The sequence below is a fragment of the Pseudoalteromonas sp. MEBiC 03607 genome, assembly GCF_004792295.1.
Taxonomy (GTDB): Bacteria; Pseudomonadota; Gammaproteobacteria; order Enterobacterales; family Alteromonadaceae; genus Pseudoalteromonas; species Pseudoalteromonas lipolytica_C.
Genome location: NZ_SRRY01000002.1, coordinates 761,199 through 781,275, shown reverse-complemented (window position 1 = coordinate 781,275; position 20,077 = coordinate 761,199). Strand labels below are relative to the sequence as shown.

13 protein-coding genes are annotated in these 20,077 nt (G+C 41.4%); 8 read left to right on the top strand and 5 right to left on the bottom strand.

Annotated elements, in window-relative coordinates; translation table 11 throughout:
• Position 1 precedes the first annotated feature (1 nt).
• Positions 2–991 carry a Gfo/Idh/MocA family oxidoreductase gene (locus E5N72_RS20370; protein ID WP_135926901.1) on the top strand — a complete coding sequence of 330 codons (990 nt, stop codon included), beginning with the start codon at positions 2–4 and terminating at the stop codon, positions 989–991.
• Positions 992–1,007: 16 nt separating this feature from the next.
• Here E5N72_RS20370 and E5N72_RS20365 read toward each other — a convergent pair whose 3' ends face one another.
• Positions 1,008–2,363 (bottom strand): flagellin, encoded by a 1,356-nt coding sequence (locus tag E5N72_RS20365; protein ID WP_168246771.1) that lies wholly within the window; start codon positions 2,361–2,363, stop codon positions 1,008–1,010.
• A 289-nt stretch (positions 2,364–2,652) separates the two neighbouring features.
• Here E5N72_RS20365 and E5N72_RS20360 point away from each other — a divergent pair, with 289 nt between their 5' ends.
• Positions 2,653–4,224 carry a methyl-accepting chemotaxis protein gene (locus E5N72_RS20360; protein ID WP_135926899.1) on the top strand — a complete coding sequence of 524 codons (1,572 nt, stop codon included), beginning with the start codon at positions 2,653–2,655 and terminating at the stop codon, positions 4,222–4,224.
• A 31-nt stretch (positions 4,225–4,255) separates the two neighbouring features.
• Here the strand turns inward: E5N72_RS20360 and E5N72_RS20355 are convergent, their stop codons facing one another.
• Complete coding sequence (locus E5N72_RS20355; RefSeq protein ID WP_063701349.1) at positions 4,256–6,271, bottom strand: TonB-dependent receptor; 2,016 nt, start codon at positions 6,269–6,271, stop codon at positions 4,256–4,258.
• 444 nt (positions 6,272–6,715) lie between these two features.
• Here E5N72_RS20355 and E5N72_RS20350 point away from each other — a divergent pair, with 444 nt between their 5' ends.
• The 5 genes from E5N72_RS20350 (at position 6,716) to E5N72_RS20330 (ending at position 13,944) form a co-directional block, all read left to right on the top strand.
• On the top strand, positions 6,716–7,006 hold the full coding sequence (locus tag E5N72_RS20350; protein WP_119853064.1) for a hypothetical protein: 291 nt from the start codon (positions 6,716–6,718) through the stop codon (positions 7,004–7,006).
• Entirely contained in the window at positions 7,003–8,574 is a 1,572-nt protein-coding gene (locus E5N72_RS20345) for a PepSY-associated TM helix domain-containing protein (RefSeq protein WP_135926898.1), read from the top strand. The genes E5N72_RS20350 and E5N72_RS20345 overlap by 4 nt, the downstream gene beginning before the upstream one ends.
• 151 nt (positions 8,575–8,725) lie before the next feature.
• Complete coding sequence (locus E5N72_RS20340) at positions 8,726–9,610, top strand: DMT family transporter (RefSeq protein ID WP_135926897.1); 885 nt, start codon at positions 8,726–8,728, stop codon at positions 9,608–9,610.
• 167 nt (positions 9,611–9,777) lie between these two features.
• Positions 9,778–11,424 (top strand): hypothetical protein, encoded by a 1,647-nt coding sequence (locus E5N72_RS20335; RefSeq protein WP_135926896.1) that lies wholly within the window; start codon positions 9,778–9,780, stop codon positions 11,422–11,424.
• A gap of 441 nt (positions 11,425–11,865) precedes the next feature.
• Complete coding sequence (locus E5N72_RS20330; RefSeq protein WP_135926895.1) at positions 11,866–13,944, top strand: TonB-dependent siderophore receptor; 2,079 nt, start codon at positions 11,866–11,868, stop codon at positions 13,942–13,944.
• Between the two features lie 45 nt (positions 13,945–13,989).
• Here E5N72_RS20330 and E5N72_RS20325 read toward each other — a convergent pair whose 3' ends face one another.
• The gene (locus tag E5N72_RS20325; protein ID WP_205994337.1) at positions 13,990–16,170 is read right to left on the bottom strand and encodes a PHB depolymerase family esterase; all 2,181 of its coding nucleotides are present in this window, start codon (positions 16,168–16,170) and stop codon (positions 13,990–13,992) included.
• A 220-nt stretch (positions 16,171–16,390) separates the two neighbouring features.
• Entirely contained in the window at positions 16,391–18,367 is a 1,977-nt protein-coding gene (locus E5N72_RS20320) for a ligand-gated channel protein (protein WP_135926894.1), read from the bottom strand.
• Between the two features lie 118 nt (positions 18,368–18,485).
• Between E5N72_RS20320 and E5N72_RS20315 the strand changes: the two genes are divergently transcribed.
• Entirely contained in the window at positions 18,486–19,394 is a 909-nt protein-coding gene (locus E5N72_RS20315; protein WP_135926893.1) for a LysR family transcriptional regulator, read from the top strand.
• 51 nt (positions 19,395–19,445) lie between these two features.
• Here the strand turns inward: E5N72_RS20315 and E5N72_RS20310 are convergent, their stop codons facing one another.
• Positions 19,446–20,063, bottom strand: coding sequence for a LysE family translocator (locus E5N72_RS20310; protein WP_054562642.1), 618 nt, complete (start codon positions 20,061–20,063; stop codon positions 19,446–19,448).
• Positions 20,064–20,077: the final 14 nt, after the last annotated feature.

Here is a 20,077-nt window from a genome sequence, read left to right as displayed (position 1 = left end):
CATGAACTTTGTGATTGTAGGTACCAATTTTATAAGCGACACGCTTTTGAGCGCAGCCAAACAAATTGAACAATTCTCCTTGTATGGCGTTTGCTCTCGAGAGCAGCAAACAGGTGAGTCTTTCCTTGCAAAGCACGACATGACAGACGCTAAAGTGTTTACCAATATTGAACAAGTATGCCAAGACCCTCTGGTAGATGCCGTCTACATTGCGGCACCAAATAGCTTACACAAAGACTATGCTGTTATGTGTTTAAAAGCGGGTAAACACGTTTTAGGTGAAAAGCCTTCGGCAGCAAACAGCGTAGAGCTTGAGCTGATTATCGAAGCAGCTAAAGAAAATCAACGCTTATACATGGAAGCGATGATGACCACGCATTTACCAAACTTTGCTCGCTTAAAAAGTGCCCTCACTAAAATTGGCGTACCTCGCAAATATATTGGTCAATATAGTCAGTACTCATCACGTTACGATAAGTATAAAAATGGTGAGCGCCCAAATACTTTTTTACCGGAGTTTGCTAACGGCGCATTAGTCGATTTAGGTATTTATCCGCTGTATATTTTACTCGCTTTATGGGGCGCGCCTCAGAGTGTGAAAGCCAGTGGTGTGTTACTTGAAACCGGTGTTGATGGCGCCGGCGATGTATTATTAAATTATGCCGATAAACAAGCAGTAATAAGCTACTCTAAAATCTCACAAGGCGATAATTTTACTGAAATTCAAGGTGAAAAAGGCCGTATTCGTATCGAAGCTGTCTCTTTATTAAAGCGTATGCAATATATTGGTAACGATGGCACGGTCGAAGAACTCTCTGAGCCATTTGATGAACACTTTATGCGCCATGAAGTAAGCCACTTTATTCAAGCGGCCAATGCAGGACAAATTGAGTCATCAGTTAATACCCATGCACTTTCAAAGCAAGTCATGGCAGTGCTTGATGAAGCGCGAAGTCAGCTTGGTGTTGTGTATCCTGCAGATAAAAGCTAATAGCGTTTAAGGGCAACTATTCTAGTTGCCCTAACAAACTCAAAATTCCATTCTTAGTAATATCTCTTGCTTGCATAGCAACACTAACACTCGCTTGCTGAACAATATCTAGAGATACTTTTTCTGCCATTACTTTTGCAAAATCAGTATCTTCAATTCGCTGATTTGCTGAGCTTAGCATCGACGATTGATTAGATTGATTGCGCATAGTTGACTCAATAGCGTTCATTTTTGCACCGATTTCAGCTCTAAATCCCCCGATTCGCGACAATGCAGTGTCGATTCTGGCAATTGCATTTTGAGCCAAGTCTTCGCTGCTTATAGTAATGCCGTCAATCGTTAAAGAGCCAGCACTGGCATCTATATCATCAAATATAATATAACCATCTTCGCCGACCGCTTGGTCTGTTGATGTTACCATCATTGGACCATCACTTGATTCAGCAGATGATGAATTTAAACTCCCCAAAGAATCCCAACTGGCAGTAATTCGAAACATCCCCGAGCCAATCACAGTAAGAAGCAGCGGCTCGGTTACATTATCAATGAATATTTCTTCATTTGAACTTCCTGAGCTTGGGTTACCATTCCCCGAGTAGGTAAAGTTCATTCCGTTAATTGTTTGACTATTTACAGCTGGGAAATTAAAACCTCCCCCCGTAAATAAATTGCCATTGCTATATGTTTCTGTTCCTTGGTAACCATTTGCTGGAGTAAATAGATTTGCTTCAATTCTAGATTGCACAGACGATAAATCTTGCCCCACTAAATGCTCGCCAGTTTGGGTAAATAGATTTAAATCATCATTCGCACCATTATCATTTATTTGAATTCTAACGTTCGTTGAACCTGCAGGTATTAGGCCTAAAGAAACATCCCCTGATCTCATTCCTTGCTGAACATTATTAGAAAACACCTCATTCAATACAGGTACATTATCTAAATTCGTCTCTTGCTCAGGCTTAGACATTAATGGTTTTTTACCAAAAATTTCTGTATTGGCTACAACGCTGTTTATATGATCTCGTAACTGTGAAAACTCTTCATTTAACGCTTCTCTATCGATATCTGTATTTGAGCCATTTGCGGCTTGAAGGGCTAAAGTTCGCATGCGTTGAAGCGAGTCTGTTAGCTCGGATAACCCAGCATCTGCCACTTGCCCATAGCTGATCCCATCTTGTAAATTTCTAAGCGTTTGCTGCTTTACTGCTATTTGCGTTGTTAATCGATGGCTTATTTGTAGGCCTGCAGCGTCATCTTTAGCAGAGTTTATACGCTTTCCAGAAGCTAACTTCTCATAGGTTGAGGTGATAGATTGCGTATTTTGCAGTAAATTTGGCGTTCGTAGTCGTGGCGAATTGATCGTCAACATTTTGTCTTCCTTGGCAAAAAGGCTAGACACAGCAAAACTCATACCATTTTATTAATAATTAAGACTTTTAACTTTCCTTAAATTAACCTTTTTAATAAATAATCATTTGTAACAATATTTTTTGCGGTTGCAGGTTATTGCACTATGTTTAAATCATGCATTATTTAATTTGTGAGAATTAGCCTTGTCTATACGATTTTTATTAAGAGCGGTTTTTGCGGCTACCATTACCCTTGCAACCGGCCTACTCCTCATAATTTTATTTCTACAATCAGGACAAGAAGAAAGTATGGAGTCGGCGCAACAGCGTTATGAACTAAGCCACCTTGCTAAGTTTTCATCTTCAAATTCGATTCACCTTACAGAACTTGCTCGTCAACATGTTGTAACCTTAGACCCTCGCTATAAAGTGGAATACCAAAATCTTGTTGATCAAATTCAAGGAAAAGCTGCTTGGCTTAATGGCGAAAAGAAAAGTTATGTACAGCGCTTAAGAGCTTTTAATGTGGCTGCTGATGATTTAGCTCTCTTGCAAAAATCCAACGACTTATCACTCAAACTAGTCGAAACAGAAGAAAAAGCCTTTAGCCTAGTCAGTGATTTGCTTGGTCGTGATACAAATAACTTAACCGTAAGCGAACATAAAAGATGGGTGCAAGCTATCGAGCTTTTAACCAACGCGGCTTACATGGCAGAAGTTGAGAAAATTCAGCAACCTGTACAAGCATTTTTAAGTTCAATTGAGAAAAAAAGTGCCGCAGAAGTAAAAAGTAATCATGACCGTGTGGTCACCTTAAGTTTAACTAGCACCGTTTTAGTGCTGACCATTATAGCTACCTTGATAGTGTGTTACTGGCAATTAGAGAAAAAAGTGATTAAAGCAACCCATGCCTTAATTGATGAAGCTAAGCGTATATCTGAAGGTGATTTATCTTGTTATATTGACCATAAAGCTGATGACGAAATAGGTCAGCTTGCGAGCACCTTTAACGTTATGGTTGATAAGCTTTCCCAGCTTCTTAAAGAAATTCATGATCATTCAGAGCAGGCCCAAGTAGCAGCAAAAAGCCTCGATGAAATTTCACGACAGGCCAAAACGTTGAATGATATTCAAAGCCAAGCAATTGAAGTGATTTCAAGCTCTGTCTATGAAAACTCAACGGCCGTTAAAGAAGTTTCACAAAACTGTGCAGAAGCAGCAAACAGTGCGACCTCTGCCAATCAAAAAACCAAAGAAGGTTTGCAAGTTGTACAACAAGGAGTGAGCTCTGTTGAGTCAGTGGCCGATACCTTAACCAAATCACTAACAGACCTTAACCAACTGGAAGTCTCAGTGAATGAAGTAACTGCTATTTTAAGTGTTATAAGTAACATTGCTGAACAAACTAATTTACTGGCACTTAATGCCGCAATCGAAGCTGCAAGAGCCGGTGAACAAGGGCGAGGGTTTGCAGTTGTTGCTGATGAAGTAAGAACTTTGGCTAGTCGTACGCAAAGCTCTACTCTTGAGATCCAAGATAAAATTAACTCGTTACAAACGGCAACCAATGCTGTGACGCAAAGGATCCGCGCAAGTGATACGCAAATAAAAGAGGCGGTGGTAAATTCAGAAAAAGTGGGCCATATGCTTGATGAAATTAGCGTGCAAGCAAAAGCTATTTCGGATGCTAATATGACCATTGCTTCTGCATCTGAGCAGCAATCTCAAGTGACCGAAGAAATAGCCCAACGCTTAAACGAAGTACAAGACACCAGCCGAAAATCACAGCAACAAACGCAAAGCATATCGGATTCATCGAGTAAACTGGCTAGCTTGGCAAATAATTTAAACAAGCAGATAAATCGTTTTAAATTGAGCTAGTCGCTGAGTAAACCAGCGACTAGCGTTTAGTTTAAAATCGGTAAGTAACAGATGCACCGATTGTTTGTGGGTTTACAACTGCCACATAGCCTTGTGGGTAGCGACCACTGACAGGTTCTTGTGAGGTATACGCCTCTTCATCTAAGGCATTGTTGATGAAGGCACTTATCAACCATTGTTCAGTATCGTAAGTCATCGATAAACGCGTAATGGTGTAATCACCTGCAACGCGCTCTTCTGTATTTGTTAAGTCACCATAAAATTCATCAACATAATTGGCACTTAAATTCACTTTTAGACTATCGGTAAACCAATGCGACAGACCTAAACTCGCCGTTAACTCCGGTGCAGAGTTTAAATCATTGCCGACGGCATCAGGAAAGGCTGATGATTCATCAATTTTAGTTTTCAATAAACCAAAGCCACCATGTAACTGCCACTGATCGCCCAGCATGCTGTAGGCTTCTACTTCTAAACCATAGCTATGAGCATCTTCAATATTAGTGATTTTACGCTCTGAGCTTAGCGCTTGATAACCGTTAAAGTTATTGTAAAACACATTAGCGCTGATATTTATGTCACCATTATTGATTACGCTGCGTGAACCAATTTCATAAGTATTAACGGTTTCTTCATCGTAGTAGTAATAATCTTCAGCAGTAAAATCAAGTGCGCCGCCCCCCGCATTGTAACCACGACGAGCACTGGCAAATAACGTTGTTTCGTCGCTAATATCATATTGAATCGCGAGCTTTGGTAAACGCAGTGTGTGTGAATTATCAAGTTGCTCAACGAGCATATCACCACGAAATGCCATATTGAAATTACGTAATTGTTCTTCACGCTCAATGCGCAGACCCGCTGTTAACGTTAATTCGCGGCTTAAGTTAAAGCTTGTTTCACCATAAACTGCGGTCGATTTACTGCTATCGTCGCCGTAATAATTGGTTGCTCCGACACTTTCAAAGTCTTGGTCACGGTCAAAATAAGCAAGACCAACAAAGCCTGAGTAAAAATCATTGCTTAAACCAAAGTTCAATTTGGTATCGACAGTGATGTTACTTTCATCCATTGATACGTCAGATTCTGCGCTTTCAAGTGGCTCGTATGCTTCAAAGCCCCATTTGTAATCCATATAAGCAACTAAAACATCTAACGAAAAATCATCGTTAATTTTGTAATCAACATTCACTTGCGTGGTGTCAGACTCAGTATCCATAATGCGTTGATATAGGGGCTCATAATCAAATGGCTCATCCGCTAAAAAGTACTTACGACCCGAATTACCTTCTTCACTGTAAGTTGAATAGGTTAGCTGTACAGCAAGATCTTCGCTTGGTGTGTAAAGTAATTTAGCACGTGTGCTACTGGTATTTAACTTGTTTAATTCACGATCAGTTGGGTTTGTTTCGTATACCGGTGGATTTGAAAATGTTTCGCCATCAACGTACTGAGTTGATAAACGAAATGCTAATACATCTTCAACTAACGCACCGGACACAACTGCGGCAGTATCTAGGTAGCTATCTTGGTTACGATAACCAACGCGCACAGCCCCTTCAAATTCTTGAGTAGGTGCTTTAGTTGTCATGTAAACGGCACCCGCAATACTATTACGACCATTACTGGTTGATTGCGGCCCTCGGTAAACTTCAATTTGTTCTACATCCCACAGACCCGTATCACCGGTTAAATCTGCAACAAACGGTTGGCTTACACCATCGATTAAGGTTGAAACACGGGCTTTGGAACCACCACTAAATGAGTTAAAACCTGTTGCACCACCATTACCTGACACGCCTCGCATATCTGGTACCGAGCCCGTTAACACAACGACGTTCGCCATTTCTGACAGCGCTTCAGATATAGAAGCAAGTTGACCGTTTTCTAGTAAAGACTTATCAACAACCGCCACTGACGACATGGTCTCTTTAAGTGACTTCTCTGTTTTTTCACCTGTAACAACAATGGTATCCATTGATTTTCGACTGCTTTGGTCGTCATCGGCCCATGCTGAGCCTTGTGTAACAAGTAATGATGCAAGCATAACTTTGGTGAGTGAATTAAGTTTAAATGCAGTAGCCAATGTCCTTTCCCCGTAAGAGATTATTAGAATTAAACAAATTGAGTTTGATAAAAAAGCGCTAGGAAATTAACACAAGCTTAATGATATTGCAATTGAGTTTAGTTATCATTTACAATTAGATTTAACGTCAACTACAACTATAATCTTATGCTCATTTTTACCGTTACCCTGCTTATCGTTTTTGCTGTCATTACTGTGTACTGCACTAGAAAACAGCAGCGATTCTTAAAAAAACCTATTAAAAAACAATGGCGATTACTTTCGATTGCGTTAATCGTTTGCGCATTAATACTTGCCTTGCAACAATACTCAGTCACAGCGGCCGTGTTCTATATCATTTTTAGTTTGATGCTAATGTTGATGCTGATCCCTTTTATTAGCCTGCTGAAAAGAAAAGGATAATTCATGACAAGCTCATCTAAACGCCAACCAACTTGGTTAGGGAAAACCCTAGCGGGTGCATTTTTAGGGCTAGCCCTCTCATTTATTTTCGTTGCATTTTTTGCTTGGTATGGCCCAGGAGGCATTGATGCTCGCGATAAAGTGCAATTTAACATGTGGATGATCACGCCTGTTTGGCTAACCATTTTTAGTTTTAGTTATTTATTCAACTCAGCAAAGCAAGCGTGGCTTGTGCTTGGCAGCTTAACTGTGCTGCTTTATGGCGTGTTTTTTATGCTAAGGAGTGCATCATGAAAATCAGATCGGATATTCTTCGCACCTATCAAGGTGTACATACATGGACTGGCATAATTGCAGGTTTAGTGCTGTTTATTGGTTTTTATGCGGGCAGTTTGACCATGTTCAAACACGAAATACAGCAATGGGCAGCACCTATTCAAGCCCCTAAAATCACCAGCTCTAATTATGACTACCAAACGCTGGTAGATACGGTAATTAATGAACATGGCGCACAACTTGCTAAAGGCTTTAATCTTGATTTACATACCCAAGATGCACCTCTTTCGTGGTATATCAAAGGCAATGCCCGAGGTATGGAGCTTGATAAACAACTCAACTTCGCACACCTAAATGCTGATGGCACTTTAAACGTCAGCGCACAAACCGAAAATGAACTTGCCGATTTAGTTGATTATTTACACCGTACAGCAGGCTTTATAGGCGAAATTGGTCATGACCAATCAGGAGTCTATATTCTTGGTATTGCCTGTATTTTGTATTTTTTAGCTTTGGTCTCAGGAGTGATTATTTTACTGCCGACATTAGTTAAAACCTTTTTTGCACTGCGAAAAGAAAAAGGACCTAGTCGATTCTGGCTCGATAGCCATAACCTTGTCGGTATAGCGAGTTTACCGTTTCATTTAGTCATTGCTTTTACCGTAGTAGTGTTTGCATTTCATGACTTTATTTATGGTGGTTTAGCGCAATTTTATGATGGCAAGCCACTGTTTCAGCGCCCTACGCCTGCCGCGCAAAGTTTTCATATTGAGAACTTACCACGCATTGATGAACAAGTATTTGCAGCGAAAAACTATGCCCCCGGCTATGAGCCAATCCATATTCGCTATAGTAATTTAAATTCAGCATCACCTTCTGCGGTGTTTATGATGAGTAACAATAATGCGGTAGTGCGCGGACCAGATACTGATTACCTATTCATGAACCCGTACACACTAGAAGTGGTAAACTCAAGCTACCCGCAAGGCGAAGGTGCAGTGTGGGGTAACATGGTTGCCAGTATTTTCTCACTCCATTTTGGCACCTATGGGGGAGACTGGGGTCGTTGGGGCTACTTCGTTATGGGGTTACTTGGCGCCTTCTTATTCTATTCAGGTAATTTACTGTGGATAGACAAACGCTTTAAAAAAGATGCTAATAAACGCAGTACCTTGTTTATGGCAAAACTCACCATTGGCGTTTGTTTCGGGTCGATGATTGCCGTTGCCTTCACACTCGTTGCTGCCAAATGGCTACCTACATTTGTTAGCAACACAAACTACGCCACCCTATACAGTTACTACGCCGCTTTTTTTGCTTTTGTGATTTATTGCTTTTTAAAACCTGTAAAAAAGGCGACCATTGTTGGGCTTTATTTGCTTGCAGGCCTATGTGCATTAATGGTGCTCTCAACCTTACTGAAACTTGCTTTAAGTAACGTTAATTCGCTTTTTTACACAAGCTATATGGTTGATATTGTCGCTGCTATTTTTGCCGCTTTGTTCTTTAACATGGCCAAACGCCAGCAGCAAAAGCAGGCCACGCAAACCATCATGCCGGCCTTTCAACAAGCAAACCAAATTTAAGCATTTTGAACACGGGTATCAAAGCAATTTGATACCCGCTATTTTGCTTTATCGATAATCCATGTCCATTTAACGAAAAACGTTTCTTATAAACTAAAACATCAGTAAAATCGCCGCAAACTTAAGCTCTTAATAATTCATAAGGACAGTGATGCAACGCACCATCCCACCGTTTTTTGTTGCTGTTATATGCGTACTTCTTGCAATGGTTACCATTCAATCGGGAGCCTCTGTTGCAAAGCAATTATTTCCTGTAATAGGCCCTGAGGGAACCACTGCCCTACGCTTGGGTTTTTCAGCTGCCATTTTGTGCCTTGTGTTTAAACCTTGGCGCGCGCTTCCGCCAATGGGTCAACGCATGCCGATTATCATCTATGGTCTGAGCTTAGGTGGTATGAACATTCTATTTTATTACGCAATTGAGCGTATCCCTTTAGGAATAGGTGTTGCGCTGGAGTTTACCGGTCCCCTTGCAGTTGCTTTACTTTCGTCACGTAAAAAGCGCGATTTATTCTGGGTAGCCTGTGCCATTGCAGGCATTATTTTATTATTACCTGATATGAAAGGCGAAGACAGCCTCGACCCCGTGGGTGTGATTCTAGCCCTTGCGGCTGGTGCCTGTTGGGCGTTTTATATTTTGTTCGGCAAAAAAACAGGTAACCAAGGCTCTGGCGGGATGACGGTTGCTATGGGGATGAGCGTTGCCGCGATTGTACTTGTACCTTATGGCGCAGCTTCACAAGGCGCAGCACTCTTGAGCTGGGAAGTTCTGCCGCTTGGTATTTTAGTTGCCATCATGTCAAGTGCGCTGCCATACACTTTAGAGATGGTTGCGCTGCGTAATATGCCAGCACAAGGCTTTAGCATCATGATGAGCCTAGAACCTGCCATTGCTGCACTTGCTGGATTTATTATTTTAGCTGAGTTGCTTAGTGTATGGCAGTGGTTAGCGATTTTATTGGTTATCACGGCTTCTGTTGGCAGCTCAATGTCTCACTCATCGGAGGAGGATCAGAAAAGTCAGAAATGTGATTGATTGACTCTAAAAGAGCCTGTTTTTAATAGTAAAGGATTAATTTCAAGACTTAAAAACAGCTTTTCTCGGCATTCGTAAAGTTACTGTTCTCACTATAATGCTCATTATTAATACAAGGCTCACCTTTTTGCTTTGTATCCTAATGTACTAACTAGTGGAATATACGAATGTCTAAGAAAAATAACTTGTTATTATCGACCCTTGCTGTTGCTGGTGTTATGACAGCAAGCAATGCAACTGCAAATAGCTGTCAGGGCGAGTTGTTTGCGATGAATTCAGGCCGAGGCGAACTTGGCATTATGTTTAGCCTAGACGAACAAAATAAAACAGCTAAAGCCGATTCAATCGCTAAATTTAGCTCATCGGCTATTGCTTATGATGAAACAACAAACCGAACTTATTATGTTTCATCACCTATTCCACTAGAGTACAAAGTTGATACCTCTCACCTTAATATTAGTGAAGAGCAATCATCACAATTGCCAATCCAAGGCGAAAAGTTTAAATATAGTCGTTTAGCGTATTTAGACCATGCTACAGGTGAGCATGTTTCTGTTGGCAGAACGAGTTCTGTTATTGGTTTAACCTATGATCCTCAAACTGACTCATTAATTGCAGTTAGTTATTCTAAGCTACTAAAAATTGATAAAAATACAGGTAGTACAACTGAGCTTGCAGACTTTAGTGATGTTGAAGGCTTAAGCCGAGCTGATTTAGTTATCAAAAATGGCGAACTTTTCCTGATCACTGCGACATCGGTTTACAGTGTTGATCAAAGCAATTATCAATACACAAAGCTTGCTGAACACAACTTAGTAAATGTTGGTGGTGCAACACTGAGTCAAAAAGGTGATATTATCATCAGTCGCTCAGTTATCAATGACCATGGTGACAAAAACGAATCAAAACTTTATAAATTAAGCCCATACACGGGTAAATCATGTTTTGTTGCAAGCTTGCCTGTACGTATCAATGATTTAACGACTAATACGCAAAATACGACGGAATGTTACACCCAAGCGCCTTGTTTAATCGAGAACGAAGGTATCGCTTATTATTCAGAAAAAGTGATGGACCAATTGGGTGCTAAATGGAAGTCATTCGACTTTGCTGACCAATATTTTACAGCACCGGCTATCTTCACATCGGCGCCTACTAATAATGATCCTAATGGTGGAGCACTAAGATTAACCAATGTAAGCGACAATAGCTATGCTGTCTCATTTCAAAAATGGCAATACATCAAAGATGCGCATAAAGATGTTGAGTCGTTTGACTTTCTAGCAATGGATGAAGGCCGTTACACTATGAATGATGGCACTATTGTTGAGGTTGGCAGCTTTATGTTAAGTGGCACGAGAGAATATAAAGCTGTTGAGTTCAAAGACTCATTTGCAAAACAGCCATATTTGTTTTTACAAGTACAGACTTTCAATGGAAGCCATACCGTTTATACGCGCGCTGCTAACCTAACAAGCACTGGATTTGATGCAGCATTTTACGAGCAAGAAAGCTTGAATGAAGGACACTTTGCTGAGCGTGTTTCGTACCTTGCTATTTTACCTGGCTCTGGTACATCTGGAACGCTAGAGACTATTGCAGGCTACAAAGAATACAGTCTTCACGAAGCTAATATCGATCATAGTGGTGGCCAGATTGGTAATCACTTCTATATGCTTCAAGAAGAGCAATCTCTTGATTCAGAAGTCCTTCACTCTAGAGAGCGTGTGGTTGTAATGGATATTGAAGAGGTAAGTCTTGCCCAAACTGTAACGCTAATAGGTCATGATACGTATTCTCTGCGAAGAAAGTAAAATACCCCGAATTTAAGGCGCCAACTGGCGCCTTTTTTGTGTTTACTTCATTTGAATTTCATTAATTGGCATTAAAGCTTAATTATTTTTAAAAATAACACCTTTCACTACTAGCTTTAAAATTAGCTTATTTATAGCTTTATAGGCGTCCCAGCTAAAGCAATCGAGGTTCAATTGCAGAGAGCAACTAAGCAACAAATTTTTTCCTAATATTACTCAGGTTTAATTACCTAAAAACCTTTCTCTTAATTAGCCGAATTAATATAAGCACCTCAAAAGCATTTCAAAAAACTAATTTTTAAACTTATTTGTATTAACATACCACCATTTGCGATGAATGGTGATGATAGTTATTATCATTTGTGATAACTTACCCGCAAATAGTTTCCTTATCAAACACAAAAACCCTAAAAACCAGCTAAATAACACGCGGAGATAAAAATGAAATTCACTCAGTTGCCTGTTGCAACCGCTATTCTTTATGCACTTTACCCTCAAATCAGTTTTGCGGAGCAAACAGCTGACGTAGAAGCTAATCTCGAAAAAATCGAAATTGTTGGCATACGTCAAAACCGTATTAGTGAAGGCGCAACAGGTTTAGCATTAGAAATTGATGAAACGCCGCAATCAATCAGTGTGATCTCTGCTGAGCAGCTAAAAAATTATTCCGCTTTTAACATTAATGATGCTTTACGCTTAGCCCCGGGTATCAATGTTGAAGAATGGGAAACGAACCGTACCAACTATACATCGCGTGGTTTTGAAATTAAGAATACACAAATCGATGGAGTTGGCTTACCGAATGACTGGGGTATCGTTACCGGCGCAATGGAAGCATATGGCTACGAAAAAATTGAAGTTGTTCGTGGTGCTAATGGCTTACTTACTGGTGTAGGTAATGCATCGGGTACCCTTAACTATGTACGCAAACGCCCTAAAAACGAAAACGGCGGCGAAATCGGTGTCTCTATTGGCTCATGGGATTTTAAACGTTTACAAGCTGACTACTCACTATTATTAACCGAATCAGGTAGTTGGGCTGCTCGCTTTGTGGCTGCCGCAGAAGATAAAGAATCATATCTGGATGGCCTTGAGAACAATCGCGAGTTTTTCTCTGCAGTGGTAGATGGTCAGCTTACTGATAACTCAACGGTTACTATGGGTTACTCATATCAAGACGCTGATACCGATGGCAATACTTGGGGCGGCCTTGTTTATAACTACACAGATGGTACGCAAGCTAAATGGGATGTCAGCGACACAACCACCCAAGAGTGGACAATGTGGGACACCATTAACACCTCTGCATTTGTTGAATACAACTATGTTTTTGCAAACGCATGGCAGCTTCAAGCGAGCTACAACTTCCGTGGTTTTGAAGAGCAAGACAAACTATTTTATGCCAGTGGCAGCATTGATAAAGACACCAATCTTGGCCTAAGTGGTTGGCCGGGTCGTTATGATAGCGAAGTGGATGCTGATTTATTTGAAATCAAAGCATTTGGTGCCTTTGAATTGTTTGGAAAAGAGCACCAAGCAAGCTTTGGGGTAAGCCACGCTAAAAGTGATGATGTGATGTATCAACACCCGTTTGATTTTGCAAATACACCGGCTTATGGACCAACGCCTGCGTTCCCATACGATTTAGATGCGATCCCAGAACCTGATTGGTTAACACCGGTTCTGTATTCAGATATTGAACAAAAGCTAACCCGTTACTTTGGCTCGGCTCAGTTAAATATTACTGATAAATTATTTACCGTGGTTGGTTTTAACGCTATTGAGTTTGAACGCTCAGGCATGAATGCTGGTGCATCTATCGATAATGATGAGAGCGAGACAAGCCCATATATCGGTTTTACCTATAAGTTAAACGACGATTTAAACTTATATGCCAGTTACTCAGATATTTATCAGCCACAAGAACAAGCTGATTACAACGGCCAATATTTAGCACCTACCAAAGGCACTAACTTTGAAACTGGTGTTAAGGCTTCTTGGTTTGATGATGCCCTTATGACAACATTTGCTTATTTTACTGCAGAGCAAGATAACTTTGCGCAATATGCGGGCCTCACTGAAGATGGTATTTATTACTATGAAGGCGTGTCTATTGAGTCAGAAGGCTATGAATTTGAAGTCACAGGTAAAATCACCGACGCTATGAATATCGTCGCATCTTACACACATATTGATGTAACAGATGAAAATGGTGATGACACTAATAAATGGGCACCTCGCGATGTTGTCGGTGTAACAGTAGATTATGCGTTAACAGATGCAGTGGTTGTTGGTTTAAATGGTCGTTGGCAATCTAAAATTGAAAGCACTGATTACAATGTTAAGCAAGGTAGCTACGCGCTGCTAAACGCCTTCGCGCGTTGGAATATTAATGACCAAGTTGCAGTACAGGCAAACGTTAATAATATTACTGATGAGCAGTACATTAATAGCTTACAAACCGTGGGTTATTATGGCGCGCCAACAAACGGTAGCCTCACTCTTACGTATAAGTTTTAAACGCTGTTTAGAAAAAGTGTCGCCCGGTTGGGCGACACACATCTATTAATTAGGGCAATTACCTAATTCATAATACCCAGCACTGGTTTGCGCTAAGGTACTGGTATAAAAGGTATTATAAAGACCTAAATTATCACCTGAGCCCACCGCATAGGCGTAAGAGCCATTGGTGGTTGCGCGGTTTGCTTGCACATGTGCATAGTTGCTTGAAGTGGTTTCGCTGCATTGGTAATCACCATTCGGTGTTGAGTCACACGCATCACCCACACCATCTGCATCACTATCTATCTGATCACTATTGGCCACCAGCGGGCAGTTATCTAGGCTATCACTGACACCATCGCTGTCAGAGTCACTCGTTTCACCATCTGGAGTGCTGTCACACACATTACCAATCCCGTCATTATCGTTATCAGCTTGATCAGCATTTGCTACATTCGGGCAATTATCTGCGCCGTCGAGCACACCGTCGTTGTCTGCGTCATTACTAGGTTCTGTGGTGGTTTTGCATGCTTGTAATGGCCCTGCACAACTTGAATCATCATCAGCAATCCACTGACATTGATTGGTACCCGCTGAATACTCGCGCATAGTAAATGCAGCGGTTCCAAACGCTAAATAACAGGCAGAATAACCTTCGCCCCAGCTAATATGGCCTTCGTTGATATGAAGATTGTAATCGCCTGTCACGCCAGCATCGATGACAAAACTAATGCTATCTGTTGATGTCAGCAAAGTATCATCGCTCGCGGTGATCACTGCGGTATTATTGCCACCAGCCAAATTGCATTGCTCAGCAAAGTACTCAAGCCCATTTACTGTAGCCGTCACATCACCATTGCTAAAACTTACCACAACGCTACTTAAGTTTTGATTATCATCAATCACCGTGCCGGTTACTGAAGCGCACTGCCCGTTTACACTTGCCGCAGTATCACTCAGTACCGGTGCTGTTGCCGCAGGCTCTGGTCCAACGCGTACCGTAAGATTAGCTTCATCACCTTGTTTCGCTTCATTATCTGTGGCACTGACACGCACTTCATAAAGTCCATCGCTGAGTGCACTTGTCACCCCGCTAAAAGTATTATTCGCATCGACTTGCACGTTCAGTGACTCAATTAAGCTTGCCGCGCCACCGGCTAGGCTATACACGTTAATATCAACATTCGTTACACTGCCTTCTGGGTCGATTGCACTGCCTGTAATGGTGAGCTGGTTATTACTGTCTGTGGCAGTTAAATTACTAATTTCTGGGCCTGCATTACGATCAACTCGTTTATTATTAGCCGCAAAGTACTCACCGAGATAGGTTGCAAAATTAATGCTGTTTGCCGCAACATAATCGCCAGACGCACCTTGCCCGCCCGACCACGAATGATCCAAATTATTAAACCACAGCATAGCAACCCGATTGTCTTGCCAAAGTGACAGCTCAGCGGTACGCGTTGCATCATCACTTATTGTCGTCGTGCCTGAAAGTTGATTAACCCCATAAAGCGCAGCAAAGCCATCTGCGTTTTGCTGGTTATAACAGGTATTGACTGTGGTATCGGCAGTGCCGTGACCTATTGCCGCTATTTGTGTCGCAAAATGATCTTTATAACTGCCAGCATAGCTTTCACAGCGGGATACAAAGGTGTTTTCAGACACTGTTTCACAAGTCGAAATTGCCCCATTTGAACTTGTGCCGATGGTCGGCCCGGCGCTTGGTGCAACCCCGGCAAATACATCAGGCGCTACACAAGCCGTTTGTGCAGCCATTGCCGCCCCAGATGATAAACCTGCAATGTACACTTGTTTAGGGTCAATATTTCGCGCCGCATCACCACTTAATGTATTGGCTAAATTAATCAGATTTTTATAATCGCCAGAGCTGCGATTGATTGCTCCTTGCCAATATGACCAGCAGCTATAGCCTGCTTTATTCATAGCATCAGGAACGGCTATTACCATGCCATGGGCTTCGGCTGCATCTTCAAGATTCGCAGTTAAGTAGTTATTAATGGGTTGTACGCAGCCATGTAATACCAGCATCAAAGAATGGCCATTGCCTATGCTTGATTGCGTATCAGGAGTGTAAATATGAACATTATTAAAACCACCAATGCTGACATTTTGCTGCCAACTCCCTGCAAAACTTGGCTGCGAGAAAATAGCAGCACAGAGCACTGCGAGCGGAGTAAACGACGCTGATTTTCGTTTACATAATTGTGTTACTTTTTGCATATATCACCTTTATAGTTGTTATCATTGTTGTCTGTCAGTTGATGACTAACCCAATGTAGTAGAACTATTTAAAAAGCGAACTATAACTATAGTGTTATACGACCATTAAAAAACAACCCAAAAGTAGCACAACTCAATTTATTGTTATTTTTGAAATTAAAGTCAATTATATTAACAAAGCCAACATAACTCGTTGGCTTTGCTTTTGCTAATGAAGAGCTTAAAAATTAAACCCTACAGATAGCCAATAACGGCGACCATCTTCAACATAGCCGTATTCAGCTTCGGTGATTTCTTTATCAAACAGATTATAAACACCAAATCCTAACTTAATGCTGCGGCTTAAATCGTAGTTACCACCAATATCAGCCAAGGTGTAATCTGGCGCAATTAGGCTACTTTGCGATGGGCCTGTTGTCGGCTGGCTTTCTTCACCACGGTAATGTACACGCAACCAGGTGCCTAATTTATCAACCGGGCGCCAATTAACTGAAGTTTGTAAAATATGCTTAGGTAATTGATTAAGTGGGCTGCCTTTGTATTCACCGGTTTTTTGCTCAGAATCGGTGTAAGTGTAGTTGGCACTTACATCAAGCTCACTGGTAATGTCGTAAGATACTGATAACTCAAAGCCTTGTGTGACGGCCTCATCTACATTGACATAGGTCGTTGGCATTGAACCAAACTGGTTTGGCCCATCAGTACACTGAGTGAGTGGGCACGAAATGCGGGTAATTTTATCTTCAAACTCGTTGTAAAAAACCGTGCTTGAAAGCGATAAATCACGGCTGGCATCATAGTAAATACCCATCTCGTAGTTTACTGATTTTTCAGGGCTTAAATCTGGGTTACCGTAAATATTACCACCTCTGCTCACTTGCCCCCAAGCTGCGGTAGATTGACGAATATTCGGCGCTCTAAAGCCTGTTGAGATACCACCTTTTACAGTCAACGATTTAGTTGCTGTATAAACACCATACAAACGTGGGCTGAAATGGCCTGAAAAATTGCCATCATGGTCATAGCGAAGTCCGCTTGTGAGTTTAAATTGCTTGGTTGCAGCCCATTCATCTTCTACAAATACTGACCACTGCTCGTTCTCAACGTGCGTTAAATCACTAATGCCGTTACTGGTATAATCGTCTAGCTCTTCTTTTAAATATGACGCACCAAATGCTGCATTATGATTGGTAAACGGTAAAGTCCAACTTGTTTGCGCATCGGTATTTTCGACATACATTTCGCGCGAAGTATTATCGAATTTATCGTACTTTAAGTAACTGCGTGATGAGCCAAAATCATAAAAACCATTATGACTTAGTGAATACGTTTCTTGGTCGTACTCTGTAGTGGATGACTCTGGGCAACCATTACGGCCACAACTTTCACCTTCTGCTAAAGGAGCAACTGTTTTACCTAATGTTTCGTCGAGTTTTTGTTTTGCAGAGCCTACTTCAAGCATAATTTCATGGCTATCAGATGGCGTTAAGATAAACTTCGCTTTGATATTGCTTTGCTCTTTACCACGAAAGCCGGCTTCAAAATCATCTTCGTCACGTTTTGAAAACTGACCAGATAACTGCATACCTAATAATTCTGGAATTAAGCCACCCGCAGTAAAGAAACTGCCTTGGTTGATATTACCCGAGTCACTTGATTCTTGAATCGTGCTATCTAAACGTAGCTCGCCGTACCATTTTTCTGGTGTTTTACGAGTTATAATATTGATAACCCCACCAATGGCATCTGAGCCATATAACGACGACATAGGGCCACGAATAACTTCAATTCGATCAATCGCTGAAATAGGCGGAGTCCATGCCCCTTCAACACCTAGGCCATCACTATTTGGTCGTGTTTCACGTGAGGTTTGACGCTGACCATCAATTAAAATCAAAGTATATTGACTTGCCATACCGCGAAGGCTGATATCTTTTCTGTCGCCACCACCTGTAACAACCACACCGGGAACATCGGTCATCGCATCGGTTAGATCACGGTAAAAACGCTTTTCAAGCTGCTCACGGTCAATAACACTGATACTGGCTGGCGCCTCTTTAAGCATTTGCTCGTAACCGGAAGCCGATACAACTATTACTTCCATGTCTTGTTTTTTGTCATCAGCGTATGCAAAATGGGAAAGACCTGCTAACACAGCAGCGGTGAGTGGTAAAACAGAAGAAACAACCCTCGTCATAATAATACTCCGTGACTTTTTGTTTATAAATGATAATAATTAGCGTTTGCATACTAATGAGAAGTCCCAATTTTCACAATTTACGATTTCTTAAAACTGAATTAAGAAGGCCTGAACCATGAATTCCAAGCTGATCAAAACATTGCGTGTATTTTCTCGTACTGTTGAAACAGGCAACATGAGCAGTGCAGCGGCAGAGTTATCGATGACCACATCGGCTGTCAGTCAACACATTAAGCAATTAGAACAAGAAATCGGATTGAGCCTATTTAACCGCAGCCCACGCGAACTCACTTTGACCGAAGCTGGCCACCTGTATTATCAAAGCTGTTTAAAAATGCTAGCACTGGCGGATCAGGCCAGTACGCAGTTACAAAATCTACAAAATAAGCCAAGTGGTGAGCTCAAATTAGTTGCGCCTGTGGGATTTGGCGGCGGCCTATTAAGTGAGCCTTTAGATCGCTTAATCAACGAGTTTGATGATTTACGTATTCAGTTAATTTTGACTGATGAGCCAATTGATATGATCAAATGCGGCGCTGATCTAGCGATTGCGATTGGCCCTTTAACTGACTCAAATCTCGTTGCTCGTAAATTAGCAACTTGGCCGTTAAAGCTATGTGCTCATAAAGACCATGCAATTAGCAAACTTGATAAAGCCAATTGGGAAGACCTTGGTAACTTTGCCCGTATTGCACACAGCAATGCCGACAGCAACGCGTTTAACCCATTAACGCTGGCAAGCAAGCCATTACCAAAAGCAAAGATCACCGTAAATAATATGCAAAGCTTAATTAAATTAGTGTGTGATGGTGTTGGCTATGGCGTGCTACCAGAGCCAGAAGTAAGACATTTACTAAAATCGAAAGAGCTGGTTGAAATTGCACCCGAGTGGGCAATGCCTAATTACACTGTTTACGCAGTAACGCCTGCCAGAGACAGCTTAGCGGCAAAAACAAAAACCGCCATTGATACTTTAAAACTGTGCTTTAACCATGTATCAAAGCAAGTTGAATTAGTTGATTAAGACTCAATAAGGATAATACCCATATGCGGATGGGTATTATCCAAATTAGTATTAGCCTAGCGCCAGCCAAACGCCCACACACATCATTAGCGCGCCAGCAATACGGTTTAACCACTTCACATTATCGCCTTTATCTAAAAACAGCCTTAAGCTCTTTCCGCCTGTTGCGTAAATCAACATACAGATAAATTCGCTCAGCATAATAATGCTCACTAATACCGCAAGCTGGGGGGCAACCGCTAAATCAACATTAATAAATGGTGGCAATAAAGAAATCATAAATGCCCACCCTTTTGGGTTTGCAATGGCAGTGATATAACCCTGCGAAAATAATTGCCCACGACCAATTTGTTGCTGTGTATCATCGTTAGGTTTAAAGCTGGTTTTAGCGCGCCACATATTAACCCCTAGGTAAATTAAGTACGCACCACCTAAGTATTTTAAAAAGGCAAATAACTCCGGGTAATTAAGCATAATACTGGCAACCCCTATCACCGCAGCAATGGCTACCGTAGCAACGCCTAACACCTCGCCTACCATCATCCATAGCGTACGTCTAACGCCCACACTCATCCCCAACGTCATAGCGAGCGTCATACACATACCGGGTGTAATAGAAACAAAGAAAAAGGTCGGAATAAAAACCGCGAGTACTGCTAAATCGAGCATAAATGCAATCACAT